We start from the raw sequence: 13,548 nt of genomic DNA, 5'->3' as shown, positions 1-13,548 counted from the left end.
TGACATGATGCGCATCGCCGCCGCCTTCCTGCTGCTGCTGGGCCTGTTCAGCGGGGCCGCCCTGCTGGCCGAGCCGCTGCACGTGGCCCCGATCACCGCGGGCATGGCCCTGTGGGTCTTCTTCCCGCTCTTCAGCCTGCTGGGCTATGTGCTCTTCGCCATGGCCGCCCGCAAGGACCAGAGCCTGCTGGTCACCCGCGCCGCCGGGGCCACCCTGCTGCTGCTGGCCGGCAGCGCGGCGGCCCTGCTGGTGCTGTCCAGCGCCGGCGTGCTGAAGCTCGAGGCCACGGCCTCGATCTGGTACGTGCTGATCGTCGCCGGCCTGCTGGGCCTCACGGCCGCCCTGCCCGGATCCAAGCAGGAAGACTGAGCGCCGGGGCGGCGCCCTGCCCTGCCCTGCCCTGCCCGGCCGCTGCCCCTGCCCCTGACCCACCCCTGCCCCGGTGGCGCCGCCCGGCGCCACCCCCCAAGGTGCCCCCCTTTGCGCTTGCCGGAGCGCTTGCCGGAGCGGGCGTCCCTGGGTTCCAATGCCCGGATCGCGGACTCGCACTGCAGATGCCGGCATGCCTTCCTCGCCTCCCCTTCCCCGCCCGCCCTGGTGTCGCGCCCGACCGGGGCACGGGCTGGCCCGCCGCCTGGCCGCGGGCTGCGCGCTCGCCTGGACGATGACGGCGGTGCCGGCCGGCGCCATGGAGCTCGTCACCGCGGACTTCCCGGCCGTGATCAGCCCGCAGGGCCGCGATGCCCCCGGACCGCTGGGCGACTTCCTCGTGCTGCTGTGCGAGCGCGCCGGATGGGACCTGCAGCCGCACTTCTATCCCTTCGCCCGCGCCACGCTGATGGCCCGCACCGGCCACCAGGTGCTCATGGCGCCGCTGGCCCGCACGCCCGAACGCGAGCTGCTCTACCGCTGGCTCGTGCCGCTGTACACCCACCGCTACGCCCTCATCGGCCCTCGCAGCCGCTGGCCCCAGGGCATCGACGAGGCCCGTGCGCGCAGCACCAAGGTGCTCACGCTGCGCGGGGCCCTCAGCAGCGACAGCCTGCACAAGCGGGGCTTCCGCCACGTCTCGCAGGAGGCCGGCTACGAGCACATCCTGCGCCGCATGGAGGAGGGCAGCGCCGGCCTGATCTACGGCGCCGTGCCCGTGGTGATGGCCGCACTGCAGGCGGCCGGCCAGGCGCCCCAGGACTGGGTGGTGGGCCCCAGCTACGACCAGAGCGAGATCTGGCTGGTGGGCAGCCCGGACCTCACCGACCGCGAGATCCAGCCGCTGCTCGAGGCCTTCGAGAAGCTCCGCCGCGACGGCGAGCACCAGCGCCTGCTGCAGCGCATGGGCGTGCTGCAGGGGTCCGGCGGCCTATAATCCGCCGCACAGCGCCGATTTGTTCCGAATTGCGGGCGCTCAATAAATTCCGCTAAAGAGGGGCGCTCCTGCAAACCGGCGTCCGCACCTTTCGCGGAGCCGGTTTTTGTTTTTGGAGAGTCCAGATGGCCACAGCATCGGTGGGCGATGTCCAGCCCCAGCGCATGCGCTTCGAGGCGCCCCTGCCCCTGCGCAGCGGCGCCCGGATCCGCGACTACGAGCTGGTCTACGAGACCTACGGCCAGCTCAACGCCGACAAGTCCAACGCCGTGCTCGTCTGCCACGCGCTGAACGCCAGCCACCACGTGGCGGGCACCTATGCCGGGCAGGAGAAGAGCGAGGGCTGGTGGGACAACCTCGTCGGCCCCGGCAAGCCGCTGGACACCGACCACTTCTTCGTCATCGGCATCAACAACCTCGGCTCCTGCTTCGGCTCCACGGGCCCGATGCACACGAACCCCGACACCGGCCGCATCTATGGTGCCGACTTCCCCGTGGTCACGGTGCACGACTGGGTGGACGCCCAGGCGCGCGTGCTCGACGCCCTCGGGATCACGCAGCTGGCCGCCGTGCTGGGCGGCTCTCTGGGCGGCATGCAGGCGCTTGACTGGTCCCTGCGCTACCCGGACCGCATGCGGCACTGCATCGCCATCGCCACGGCGCCCAGCCTCTCGGCCCAGAACATCGCCTTCAACGAGGTGGCGCGCCGCGCCATCGTCACCGACCCGGACTTCCATGGCGGCTTCTTCTACGAGCACGGCGCCATCCCCAAGCGCGGGCTGCGCGTAGCCCGCATGATCGGGCACATCACCTACCTCAGCGACGACGTGATGGAGCAGAAGTTCGGCCGGGAGCTCCGCGCCGCCGAGCTGGGCTACAGCACGCAGGACATCGAGTTCCAGATCGAGAGCTACCTGCGCCACCAGGGCGACAAGTTCAGCGAGTACTTCGACGCCAACACCTACCTGCTCATCACCCGCGCCCTGGACTACTTCGACCCGGCCCGCGAGCACGGCGGGGACCTCTCCCGCACCTTCGCCAGCAGCCGCTGCAAGTACCTGCTGGCCAGCTTCACGACCGACTGGCGTTTCTCGCCGGCCCGTTCGCGCGAGATCGTCAAGGCCCTCGTGGACAACCGGCGCGACGTCTCCTACGCCGAGATCGACGCCCCGCACGGCCACGACGCCTTCCTGCTGGAGGATCCCCGCTACCACGGCGTGCTGCGCGCCTACTTCGAGCGCATCGCCAAGGAGTTCCGCTGATGAGCACCCCCCTGATCGAGACCATCGCCGCCCTGGTGCCCGAAGGCTCCCGCGTGCTGGACCTGGGCTGCGGCACGGGCGAGCTGCTGGCCTGGCTGCAGGAAAAGCGCGGCTGCACGGGCTACGGCGTGGAGCTGTCCGATGCGAATGTGCTGGCCTGCGCACGCCGCGGCGTCAACGTGATCCAGCTGAACCTGGAGGAGGGCCTGTCCGTCTTCGAGGACCAGAGCTTCGACGTCGTGCTGCAGCTCGAGACCCTGCAGCACCTGCGCAATGCCGAGGCCATGCTGCGCGAGACGGCGCGCGTGGGCCGCGTGGGCATCGTGAGCTTTCCCAACTTCGCGCACTGGCCCAACCGCCTGCAGGTGCTGGCCGGCCGCATGCCGGTCACGCGGACCCTGCCCTACGAGTGGTATGACACGCCCAACATCCGCGTGGGCACCTACGCCGACTTCGAGATCCTGGCGCGCAAGAACCGGCTGCGTCTCCTCGACAGCTTCGGCGTGCAGGACGGCCAGGTCGTGCGGCGCTGGCCGAACCTGATGGCCAGCATGGCCGTCTTCAAGTTCGACCGCGGCTGAGTCTCGACCGCGCCGGGCGGGGCGGGCGGGCGCTCAGGTGTCGGCTCAGGTGTCGGCTCAGGTGTCGGCTCAGCCGCGCCGGCCCAGGCGGGCCAGCCAGCGCACGCCGTCGGCGAAGCCGCTCATCTCCGCCTCGAAGACCAGCGGCGGGATGTTCGCGCCGTCCAGGAAGCGCGGCAGGTAGTGCAGCGCACGGGCATCACCCTCGGGGCACAGGCCGGGCAGGCAGGTGGTGGCGGTCTCCACGCCATGCTGCGTCATGAGCTCGTGCGCCGCGGCGTCGTGATTGCCGCTGGGGTAGCAGTAGTGCCGCCCGGGGGGCAGCGACTGCGAGGCGAAGACCGCCTGGCAGCGCTGCAGGTCCTGCGCCAGCGCGGCCGGGTCGCCGGCGGGATAGCGGTGCTCATGGCCATGCAGCTCGATGGACCAGCCCTGGGCCCGCAGGGCCTGGAGCTCGTGGCCGTCCAGATAGCTGAAGCGGCGGCTGGCCAGGTCGAGCGACCTGGGACTCTGGCCCAGCGCGCCGGCCAGCAGGTCCAGCCGCGCGCTGACATCGCCCGCGCCCGCCTCGCGGACCCAGCGGATGGCGCGGGCGAGGAAGTCCTTGCGCGACGGCGGATCGGCCAGGTCGTAGCGGCCATCCAGCGCCGGATCGACGCCGTCCAGGTGCACGACACGCGCGCCGGCCTGCCAGACCAGGTAGGCCATGCTGACGTCGGGAACGGGCTCGCCGCGCTGGAAGTGGCTCGTGCACAGGTAGAGCACAGCCGGCACCTGATGGCGCGCCACCACGGGGCCGAGGACCTGGGCGGTGGAATACCAGCCATCGTCGAAGGTCAGCACCACCGGCAGGCGCGGGCGTGCAGCGGCGCCCTTGAGCATGTCCGTGGCCGAGTCCAGGCTCACCCAGCTGAAGCCGTGGGCGTCCATCCAGGCCAGGCGGCGGGCCAGGTGCTCGCCCGTGCAGAACAGCAGGGGGTTGAACCGGTGCTCGTCACCGAGGCTGCCGCCGTGGAAGCAGAGGATGCGCACCCGGTGCCGCGTGAGATGGCGTGCGAGCGCAAACAGCCCGAGCGCGCGGGCGGCACCATAGACAAGGCGCTTGGCAGGATTCATGGGCGTGACGGGAGATGGATGTCGGGCCGGCAGGGGCCGCAGGCCCTCAAGGCGCCGCCGGTGCGGCAGCAGCGTCGAGGCGCGCCCACTCGATGAGAGCCTCGCGCCCCCACACCATCATGTAGGACTTGGGAACGTAGCGGCCTTCCTCGTACAGCTTGCGCCGGCTCGGTGACGTGGCCGTGGCATTGCCGATGGAATCGCCGCCGGTGGCGAAATACCAGAGGTGCGCGCCCCCCTGGCGCGGGACGGACTGGAGATAGGACAGGCGCGGGCTGATCTCCATGACCACGGGGTCGTAGAACCAGCTGCTGCCGAACATGCCCCGCAGCTCGGGATGCGCCGTGCACAGCTCGGCGCAGCAGCGGTAGCACTCCGCCCAGCCGTCCTCGTTGAATTCATCGAGGTAGGACTTGTGCGTGTGGATCTGCATGTAGGGCTTGAAGCCGCCGAGCTGCACAAAGGTGAGCAGGCCCCTCGCGGCGGTGCCCCAGTCCTGGCGCGTCAGCAGCGAGCGGGGCACACCGCAGCGCATGTCGATCAGCTGGGCGGCGGCGGCCATCAGCCGCAGGGTCGCCAGGCCCATGTCCTTGCGGAACACGTCCTGGTCGGTGTTGAGCGCAGGGCCGTCGGGCACCAGCTCCCGGAGGATGCGCTGGAACTGCCGGAGCTGGTGGCCACGGACTCTCGGCGGCAGCGCTGCCACGGCGCCGCTGTCGAGGCTGCGCGCGATGGCCCCGGCGAGCGCCGCCTGCAGGAAGGGCGTGACGGCCGGTTCACCGCCGGTCTGGCGCACTGCCGCGAGCGTGGCCTCGGCCGCCGCCGGGACGTGGCCGTAGTGGTCCAGCGGGCCGACCACGGCGAACTGCTCGATGAATGCGGCCACCTGCGCCGTCCAGTCGCCCGGGCCGAGACTGCCGAGCACGCGTTCGCGGACGCGAAGCGCATCGGCGCGGACCTCTTGCGGCAAGACGGTTTCCATGGTGCAGGGCAACGGGAGTGGGGGCGTCTGATCATACCCGTCGACATACCCATGCACCGGAGCGGGCGATCCACCATTCCCCTCCGACGGGCTTCGCCAGCCCGCCACCGGCGGGGCAGGCGTGATGGGCCGGCGCGGCCGGATCCGCACGCTCCGCGGGGGCGCGGGGGCCCCGCGCGTGGGGCCCTCCTGCGGGGCGGATGGGGCGTCTCACGAGGCGCTGGCGGGGTGCGCCGGCCTCTCGTCAGAAGGCGCCCTCACACGCCGCGCAGTGGCGCAGCGTGTTGACACTAACGTTACGACTGATTTCCTTCAGGCCTTGTCCGGGCCGGGGGCGGACTGGTTCTCGCCACGCTCGTAGACCACGTTCGCACGGCCGACCAGCAGCGGGTCGAGCTGGCCAATCTTCTCGAGGTCCTTGTTGGCATAGGGCAGCTGGTGCAGGACGTGGCGCATGGCGTTGAGGCGCGCGCGCTTCTTGCAGTCGGACTTCACGACGGTCCAGGGTGCCTCGGCGATATCGGTGTGGAAGAACATCGCCTCCTTCGCCCGCGTGTAGTCGTCCCACTTGTCGAGCGAGGCGAGGTCGATGGGCGAGAGCTTCCACTGCTTGAGCGGATGGGCCCGGCGCTCCTTGAAACGGCGGCGCTGTTCCTCGCGACTGACGGAGAACCAGAACTTGATCACGTGCATGCCGGAGCGGGCCAGGTTGCGCTCGAACTCGGGCGCCTGACGCATGAATTCCTGGTACTCGGCATCGGAGCAGAAGCCCATCACGCGCTCGACGCCGGCGCGGTTGTACCAGCTGCGGTCGAAGAGGACGATCTCGCCGGCCGTCGGCAGGTGCTGCACGTAGCGCTGGAAGTACCACTGGCCGCGTTCGACCTCGCTTGGCTTCTCCAGCGCCACGACGCGGGCGCCGCGAGGATTCAGGTGCTCCATGAAGCGCTTGATCGTGCCGCCCTTGCCTGCCGCATCCCGCCCTTCGAACAGGATCACCACCTTCGCGCCCGTGGCCTTCACCCACGCCTGCAACTTCAGCAGTTCGACCTGCAGGCGGTACTTCTGCTTCTCGTAGGCCTTGCGGGACATCAGGTTCTTGTACGGATAGCCGCCGCGGCGCCAGGTGGGCGAGAGCTCATCGTCGGGATGGCGTCCCGTGCCGGGCAGCTCCTGCAGCTCGGCCAGCAGCGCCTGGCGCAGCGCCAGGGCGTCATCCGGCGAGGCCCCCGCCAGCAGGCTCTTCACCGAGCTGGCCAGACCGCCGGTCGCCCCCGTCTGCGCGATGTCCTTGAGCGCCTCCAGCTCCCGGGCCTGCGCGGCCTCGACCCGGTCGGCAGCGACGCGGCGGGCGATGCGCTCGGGCTGGCCGCTGCCGCTGGTGTCGCCCGCACCCGCCCGGCGCGGCTGGGGCGCCTGCACGCCGTTCAGCGCAGACGTCGACGCCGGCTTCGGCGCAACCTTGCGCGCAGGGGTGGCCGTGGTGGGCGGGGTTCGGCGGGTAGGCATCCTGGACTCCGGGGGCTGTCATCAAACCCTCACGTTCGCACCGTTGGCGGCCCTCGTCCTTGATTCGGGTCAAGCCTCCTCCGCCCGGCGGCCGCAAACGTGTAGGCTTCACGGACTGCTTCTTTCCCATTCACGACGACGAGGAGCCCCCCATGATCGGCTACACCACCCTGGGCACCAATGACCTGCCGCGCGCCGCGGCCTTCTACGACGAGCTGTTCGCCGTCATCGGCGGCAAGCGCCTGATGGAGTTCGACCGCGGCTACGCCTGGGGCGTCAGTCACGACACGCCGGGCTTCGGCGTCCTGCGCCCCTTCGACGGCCAGCCCGCCACGGTGGGCAATGGGGTGATGGTGGCCCTGGTGGTCGACAGCCAGGAGAAGGTCCAGGCCCTGCATGCCAAGGCGCTCGCCCTGGGCGGCAAGGACGAAGGCGCGCCGGGGCTGCGCGGCGGCGGCTTCTATGCGGGCTACTTCCGCGATCTCGACGGCAACAAGCTCAACGCCTTCTGCATGGGCTGAGCCCCTGCGGCGGGCGGCCCCTCAGCGCGCCCGCCACCACACGGCCAGCAGGGCATAGCCCAGTGCCGCCAGCCCGGTCGCAAGGACGACGCTGCGGACCACCCAGGCATGAAGCTCCCCCTGCCAGCCGCCATCCGGCCGGGCGAGCAGCGCACCGAGGACGCCGGCGATCGCCAGCAGGCCCAGCAGGGCGGCCCGGCGCAGGCGTTCCGCCGCGGGCTCGGCGCCGTCCGCTTCCGGAGGGCCCAGGCGACGGCGCCATGCGGCCAGCATCCGCCACAGCACGGCCAGCCCCACGAGCGTGCTGAGATGCTGCAGGACGTTGAACAGCTGCCAGGGTCGCCCATCGAGCAGGCCCAGTTCCGTGCGCAGCCAGGCCAGGTGCTGCACGAAGAAGCCGGGCGCATGGGTGAAGCCGTCCCACAGCAGATGCGTGGCCGCACCGGCCGCACTGGCCGGGAGCAGCTGCGCCAGGCAGCGCAGGTCGGCGTCGCGCAGGCCAGGCAGCGCCTGCAGGCCGCCGCGCCAGGGCTGGGGCAGCGGCGCGGCGATCCACGACCGCCCCGCCAGGAACAGGCCCGCCATCAGGCCGCCCAGCGGGGTATCGACCAGCAGCCATCCACCCGGCGCATGGGCCCAGCGGCCCCAGCGCCCGGCGTCGACCGGCCCGAGCAGCCCGCCCAGGTAATACGCCAGATCCGGCACGAGGGCACCCGCGATCAGCGCCGCGAGCAGGCGGGGGTCGGGAAACTGGCGGCGCAGCGGCAGCACCGCGGCGGGATGGGCGAAGGTCCAGGGCATGGTGTCGATCCAGGCAGCTGACGCATGCTACGGGCGCGGCGTCGGCCTGCCGTTCGGGATGGCGAGGGGGCGCGGCGGCGCCTCGCTCGATATAGTGCCGGCCAAACGCCCGCTCCGAGGCCGTCCTTCCAGGGAGATCCCATGCCATTCCTCGCCCTCCTGCACGTCGCCATCGCGATCTTCTTTGCCGTGCACGCCGTGCGCACCGGCCGCAACACCGTGTGGCTCTTCGTGCTGCTGTCCTTCCCCTTCCTGGGCAGCCTGGTCTACCTCTTTGCCGAGTTCCTGCCCGAGCAGCGTCACAGCCGCCTGGGCCGGCGGGCCGGCGCCGCGCTGCGCCAGATCATCGACCCGCAGCGCGAGCTGCGCGAGGCCCGCCTGGCGCTCGAACAGACGCCCAGCATGGGCAACCGGCTGCGGCTCGCGCAGGCCCTGCTGGAGGCGGACCAGGCCGGCGAGGCGCTGCCGCACTTCCAGGCCTGCGCGCAGGGGGTCTTCGCGCATGACGCGGCGGCGCTGAGCGGTCTGGCGCGCTGCCAGGCGGCGGCGGGCCAGGAAGCGGCGGCCGTGGCCAGCCTGCGTCGCCTGTTCGCGGACCAGCCGGCGCGCTTCAGCGGTGAGCTCGCCCTGCTGATGGCTCGCCTGCTGGCCGTGGTCCATCCCGAGGAGGCCGAGTCCGCCTTCGAGGTGGCCCTGCGCACCCACAGCGGCATCGAGACGCACAGCGCCTGGGGCCAGTTCCTGCTGGCCAGCAATCGCAGGGCGGAGGCCCGCCCGGTGCTGGAGCAGGTGCTGAAGGACGCGCGCCTGAGCAGCGCCCATGCCCGCGACGTCAACCGCCACGCCATTGCCGCCGCCGAGGCCGCCCTGGACCAGCTCGGCCGTGCCGGCTGAGCGGGCACGGGCGGGCGTCAGCCCTCGGGCAGCGACGCCACCGGCTTGAGCGGCGCGAAGCCCGCATCCTCGCGCTTGGCCTGCCAGGCCACGATGGCGCGGCCCATCTCGCCCGTGTCGAAGATGGCGCTCTGCAGCAGGCTCATCTGCTGCAGCGACGCCGCCACGCCGTGGTCCCGCGCGTGGTTGAGCGCCAGCTTGCTGCCGGCGATGGCCAGCGGCGACTTGAGCGCGATCTGCCGGGCCAGCGCCAGTGCCTGCTCGAGCAGCGCGGCCGCATCCGGCGCCACGGCGTTCACCAGGCCCAGTTGCAGGGCGCGCTCGGCGCCGAGCCGCTCACCGGTGTAGGCCATCTGCCGCGCCATGCCGGCGGGCATCAGGCCTTGCAGGCGCTGAAGAATGCCGAGGTCGGCCGCCATGCCGATGGTCGTTTCCTGGATGCTGAAGAAGGCGTCGGCCGTGCACAGGCGGATGTCGCAGGCTGCCGCGAGGTCGAAGGCGCCGCCGATGCAGCCGCCCTGCACGGCGCAGATCACCGGGAAGCGCGCCTCGTCCAGCACCGAGAAGCAGGCCATCAGCCGGCGCAGCGATTCCTGGAACGACAGCCGCGCGCGGGCATCGCCCGTGTCCAGCAGGCCGCCCTGCCCGGCGAAGGTCTGCAGGGCCATGCCGGCGCTGAAGTGCTTGCCGGTGGACGCGATCACCAGCACGCGGGTTCCGCCCTCGTCGTGCAGGCGCTGGATGGCATCACGGAAGGCCGGGAAGAAGTCCGGCGCCATGGTGTTCATGCGCGCCGGCTGATTCAGCGTCAGCCGGGCGATGCCGTCCTCCTGCAGGTCCAGGTCGAAGTAGTCCGAAGCGCTCATGGAAGTCCTTGCCAAGCGGTGTGAAGGCGCCAAGCCTAGCGCCTCCTGGGGTGTCGGCCATCGCCCAGGCGACAAGGCTGGAGAGCTGCCCCTAGGTCAAAGCACACGTTTCCCAGGGCTTGCCCCAGGGAGAGCCGTGCCGGGCCCTGCCTACACTTCGCCGCATGCGAACCCTGAAGACTGATGATGGCGTGCCCCTGCATTGGCGGCAATGGAACAAGACCGGCATGGGCCCGGCGCAAGGCACGGTCCTGATCGTCCATGGGCTGGGCGAGCACATCGGCCGCTACGAGCACGTGGCGGCGCACCTGAACCACTGGGGCTGGCATGTGGTCGGGCTTGACCAGCGAGGCCACGGCGCCTCCGGCGGCCCGCGTGGCGACCTGCCGCATGACAGGCGCTTCGAGCAAGACCTGGCCCTGGTGATCGACGAGCTGCGCGCCGACGAGACCCTGGGCGCCGGCCGGCTGGTGATGCTCGGACACAGCATGGGCGGCCTGATCGCCGCGCGCTTCGCCGCGGGCGGCCTGCCGGGGCCGGACGGTCGCCCGGCGCCGTGGTTCCGCCCGCTGGACGGCCTGGTGCTCAGTTCTCCTGCGCTGGCGGTCGAGATGAGTGCCTTCCAGCGCGGCCTGCTTGCCGCCACCCTGCCCCTGGTGCCGCACCTAGCGGTGGGCAACGGCCTGAAGCCGGCGTGGATCTCCCGAAGCCAGGACGTGGTCAGCGCCTACCAGCTCGATCCGCTCGTGCACAACCGCATCACCCCCACGCTGGCCGCCCTGATCGCCCGCGGCGGCGAGGCCGTGCTGGCCCGTGCTGCCGAGTGGACGCTCCCGACCCTGCTCATGTGGGCAGGTGCCGACCGCTGCGTCGCCCCTGCCGGCTCCAGCCGCTTCGCCGCCACCGCCCCCAAGGCCATCGTCCAGGCCCAGTGCTTCGACAAGCTCTACCACGAGATCTTCAACGAGCCCGAGCAGCAGCAGGTGTTCGAGCGTTTGAGGGGCTGGCTGGAGAAGCGCTGAGGCGCGGGGCTAGTCGAGCTTGAGTCCGGCTTGGCGGGCGACTTCGGCGCGCCAGTCCAGCGCGGCTACCAAGGTGTTCAGATACACGGTGGACCTGTTCGCGCTGACGAATCGTTCCATCGCCGCGTCGACAAACCGCAGATTGCTGGCAACCGACATCGCATCGGCGACCAGCAGGCAGTTCTGCGGATAGTCCAGCTGCGCCCATTCCCAACCGAGGCCAATCGCATCCACGCTGTTGATGCAGGCCCACAGCGTGCGCCCGTAGGCGACGCAACCCATGCTGGCATCCACGCTCGTGAGACGCGTGGTCTGCAGGTGCGCAAACTTCAGCGCCGTCTTGCTGCTTACGGACCACAGGACAGCCGGCCAGGACCTCGCGGTCCAGTTCATCAAGGCCGGTGACTTGTGCGAGGGAGGCTGCATCGAGCTGCTTCTGTCCGAATCTGGGCGCGAGTCTCCTTGCCGTGACGGCGCATGGCTACTGTCAAGCGTGACAGCGGCGCCGGGGCAGACACGTCCGCACAATCCGTGCGAACCGACAGAGTTGCCACCCATGTTGCACAAAGACCATCTCGGCGTATTGGCTGCACAGAGCGAAGGCGAGTTCAGGGCGGAGATTGCTCGGTTTGCGAATAACTTGGGGTTCAGAACCGCAGATGCTCTGACGGTTCTTGACCATGAAGCTTCGGAAACCCAGTTCGTCTATGTCAGCACCATAGAGAACCCGAGCTGGTATGCCTTGGACCCCGGCTACGGCCGGCGCGACCCTGTTATGCAGCACTGCAAAAGAAGTAGCGTGCCGATGGTGTGGGGAGCACGGACATACGTAGAGACTGGTCTAGTCGACATCCATGACGTCCTTTCAGCCTTTGGCATGCAGTCTGGCATTCATACCTGCTGCCATCTCAGGAATGGACGCCACTTCGTGATGAGCATGCACACGGACAAGGATGTATTGGCCGACTCTCGTCATGTTTCCCATGCACTTCCACAGCTGCAGCTGTTCATGACGCACGCACTGGACGCAGCATTTCGATTGTTCTTGCCTGCAGAGACGCTATCGGTCGAGTTGACCCGCATGGAAGTCGATGTATTGAGTTGGCTACTTGATGGCAAATCGAAGGAGGAAATTGCAGTTCTTTTGAACGTCAGCTCTGACGCGCTGACGATATGCCTCCGGCGTCTGGAGCAAAGCCTGAGCTGCGCCAACGAGCATCAGGCTGCTCTCAAAGCTTTGAGGCTTGGAATCATTCACTAACCATTTAGGAGCATGAAATGAAACTTGATGAAAACCTGCTTTCTCAGCGCTTGGCCGAAGAGGCACTGACTGACCGGCCGGTCCTGCTGTCCAGCAGGGAGCTACAGCTTGTTTCCGGCGGAGGCACTGCTGAGTCTTCCCCCGAATTGCCGGCAGCAAACTCGGTGCCCGCACCGTTGCAACCGCCGCCGCCGCCGACTTGGCCGACTTGGTAAGCAGAAACCGGTCAAGCCCTCTTGAGCGAGTCCATGGGACTGCTTTTGCAGGCTAGCAGTGCACACAACCCACGCCATGCAAGCTTTAACGGGCGTGGGCCAGTTGCAAGCGACAAACTAAAGCGGCTTCGGATAGCAGACAGCAGCGTGCCGTCCACAGACGCCCGTGCCATCTGCAATGCGCAAGAAACGGGGCTGCACATTCCCACGGCAAATTGATGTCTGCGCGCTTCAGGCGTTGCATCAACAAAAGACCCCAATGCGCCAAGCCTTCAGCGCAGCTTGCCGAAAATGGCAGCAATCCAGCTTGGCAGCAATGCGCCCCAGCCATTCCTGGCAGGACGCCTCCCCCATATTGAATCTATCCGCCAGCATGCGGCCGGACCACCCATCGAAACCATAGCGAAGCGCCTCGATTTCACGCAAGGCCAATTCGCCGACGTTCTGACGTTCGGGGGGTAACAGGAGTCTGAACGCTGCATCCAGCGCATAGACGGAAAACAGCTCCAGTTTCGGAAGCGCCTGGGCCATATGGCTGACGCACCGGGACAGATCCCGGTCCGCCTGAACGCCCAGCACGAAGTGCCGCCCGTCGGGCAGGTGCGAGGCGACGCTCAAGCCGCTGTGCAATCCCAGGCTGGCCAGCACATCGTAGGTTTCCCGCACCCCGGCATCACGGTAGTTGCCAGCGCCCCAGATGATCGGTTGGCTGCTGCGCTTGAGATGCTGCATGACCGGATCACGCTTGGCATAGGCGGGATCCAGCGAAGTCCAATCAGCGTTGTCGATGTTCTCGACGAATTGGAACTCCACGCGACCATCCTCGTGGTCGACGACAGTCATCGCATCGACGGTCCGAAAGCCGATGTCGTGGGCAAACCGGACGATGCCGGCTTTGTAGCTGGCCACATCAGTGGCATTCAGCAGATCGACCCAATCTGAGTTCATCGTTGAAGCCTCCAAGATCGCACCGTCGGTGGATGATCTTTTCCTTGCCGCCCCTGCTTCACCGCAAATGTGCACCAGGACTGGAAAGCCCCTTCGGATGGGCTGCCATGAGGTTCGCTCAATGCCTCTTGCACCGGCATGACCATCGGCCCTGTGCCGACTGGCTCGCCGCCTTAAAATCCTCCCCTCGCGGCCACCAGCCG

The 13,548-nt window shown here is 69.1% G+C and carries 15 protein-coding genes; 8 read left to right on the top strand and 7 right to left on the bottom strand.

What is annotated here, in order from left to right:
- Positions 1 to 4 precede the first annotated feature (4 nt).
- From QRD43_RS03845 to metW, 4 genes are all read left to right on the top strand, one after another.
- Positions 5 to 370 (top strand): hypothetical protein, encoded by a 366-nt coding sequence (locus tag QRD43_RS03845; protein ID WP_285981150.1) that lies wholly within the window; start codon positions 5 to 7, stop codon positions 368 to 370.
- A gap of 193 nt (positions 371 to 563) precedes the next feature.
- Positions 564 to 1,367: a substrate-binding periplasmic protein gene (locus QRD43_RS03840; protein WP_285981149.1), complete on the top strand. Its 804-nt coding sequence runs from the start codon at positions 564 to 566 to the stop codon at positions 1,365 to 1,367.
- 125 nt (positions 1,368 to 1,492) lie between these two features.
- A complete protein-coding gene (metX, locus tag QRD43_RS03835; RefSeq protein ID WP_285981148.1) occupies positions 1,493 to 2,629 on the top strand; it encodes a homoserine O-succinyltransferase MetX in 1,137 nt (378 codons plus the stop codon).
- Positions 2,629 to 3,210, top strand: a complete 582-nt coding sequence (metW, locus tag QRD43_RS03830; RefSeq protein ID WP_285981147.1) for a methionine biosynthesis protein MetW — start codon at positions 2,629 to 2,631, stop codon at positions 3,208 to 3,210. Before metX ends, metW begins: the two co-directional genes overlap by 1 nt.
- Positions 3,211 to 3,279: 69 nt before the next feature.
- Here metW and QRD43_RS03825 read toward each other — a convergent pair whose 3' ends face one another.
- The 3 genes from QRD43_RS03825 to ppk2 form a co-directional block, all read right to left on the bottom strand.
- Positions 3,280 to 4,326, bottom strand: coding sequence for a polysaccharide deacetylase family protein (locus QRD43_RS03825; RefSeq protein WP_285981146.1), 1,047 nt, complete (start codon positions 4,324 to 4,326; stop codon positions 3,280 to 3,282).
- Between the two features lie 46 nt (positions 4,327 to 4,372).
- The gene (locus tag QRD43_RS03820) at positions 4,373 to 5,308 is read right to left on the bottom strand and encodes a hypothetical protein (protein WP_285981145.1); all 936 of its coding nucleotides are present in this window, start codon (positions 5,306 to 5,308) and stop codon (positions 4,373 to 4,375) included.
- Positions 5,309 to 5,620: 312 nt separating this feature from the next.
- The gene (ppk2, locus tag QRD43_RS03815) at positions 5,621 to 6,817 is read right to left on the bottom strand and encodes a polyphosphate kinase 2 (protein WP_285981144.1); all 1,197 of its coding nucleotides are present in this window, start codon (positions 6,815 to 6,817) and stop codon (positions 5,621 to 5,623) included.
- Positions 6,818 to 6,969: 152 nt separating this feature from the next.
- Between ppk2 and QRD43_RS03810 the strand changes: the two genes are divergently transcribed.
- Positions 6,970 to 7,338 (top strand): VOC family protein, encoded by a 369-nt coding sequence (locus tag QRD43_RS03810; protein ID WP_285981143.1) that lies wholly within the window; start codon positions 6,970 to 6,972, stop codon positions 7,336 to 7,338.
- Between the two features lie 21 nt (positions 7,339 to 7,359).
- Here the strand turns inward: QRD43_RS03810 and QRD43_RS03805 are convergent, their stop codons facing one another.
- Entirely contained in the window at positions 7,360 to 8,139 is a 780-nt protein-coding gene (locus QRD43_RS03805; RefSeq protein ID WP_285981142.1) for a DUF4184 family protein, read from the bottom strand.
- Positions 8,140 to 8,280: 141 nt separating this feature from the next.
- Here QRD43_RS03805 and QRD43_RS03800 point away from each other — a divergent pair, with 141 nt between their 5' ends.
- Positions 8,281 to 9,033 (top strand): tetratricopeptide repeat protein, encoded by a 753-nt coding sequence (locus QRD43_RS03800; RefSeq protein ID WP_285981141.1) that lies wholly within the window; start codon positions 8,281 to 8,283, stop codon positions 9,031 to 9,033.
- 17 nt (positions 9,034 to 9,050) lie between these two features.
- On the opposite strand, the gene QRD43_RS03795 is transcribed toward QRD43_RS03800, so the two are convergent.
- The gene (locus QRD43_RS03795; RefSeq protein ID WP_285981140.1) at positions 9,051 to 9,899 is read right to left on the bottom strand and encodes an enoyl-CoA hydratase-related protein; all 849 of its coding nucleotides are present in this window, start codon (positions 9,897 to 9,899) and stop codon (positions 9,051 to 9,053) included.
- Between the two features lie 164 nt (positions 9,900 to 10,063).
- On the opposite strand from QRD43_RS03795, the gene QRD43_RS03790 reads away from it, so the two are divergent.
- Positions 10,064 to 10,921: an alpha/beta hydrolase gene (locus QRD43_RS03790; RefSeq protein ID WP_285981139.1), complete on the top strand. Its 858-nt coding sequence runs from the start codon at positions 10,064 to 10,066 to the stop codon at positions 10,919 to 10,921.
- A gap of 9 nt (positions 10,922 to 10,930) precedes the next feature.
- On the opposite strand, the gene QRD43_RS03785 is transcribed toward QRD43_RS03790, so the two are convergent.
- A complete protein-coding gene (locus QRD43_RS03785) occupies positions 10,931 to 11,314 on the bottom strand; it encodes a DUF4902 domain-containing protein (RefSeq protein WP_285981138.1) in 384 nt (127 codons plus the stop codon).
- Between the two features lie 163 nt (positions 11,315 to 11,477).
- Here QRD43_RS03785 and QRD43_RS03780 point away from each other — a divergent pair, with 163 nt between their 5' ends.
- A complete protein-coding gene (locus QRD43_RS03780; RefSeq protein ID WP_285981137.1) occupies positions 11,478 to 12,182 on the top strand; it encodes an autoinducer binding domain-containing protein in 705 nt (234 codons plus the stop codon).
- A 458-nt stretch (positions 12,183 to 12,640) separates the two neighbouring features.
- Here QRD43_RS03780 and QRD43_RS03775 read toward each other — a convergent pair whose 3' ends face one another.
- The gene (locus QRD43_RS03775) at positions 12,641 to 13,345 is read right to left on the bottom strand and encodes an autoinducer binding domain-containing protein (RefSeq protein ID WP_285981136.1); all 705 of its coding nucleotides are present in this window, start codon (positions 13,343 to 13,345) and stop codon (positions 12,641 to 12,643) included.
- Positions 13,346 to 13,548 lie beyond the last annotated feature (203 nt).

Origin of the sequence: Roseateles subflavus (genome assembly GCF_030285365.1) — a bacterium.
Lineage (GTDB): Bacteria > Pseudomonadota > Gammaproteobacteria > Burkholderiales > Burkholderiaceae_C > Roseateles_B > Roseateles_B subflavus.
Note: the sequence above shows the minus strand (reverse complement) of the source record. Positions and strands in the feature narration are given on the sequence as shown.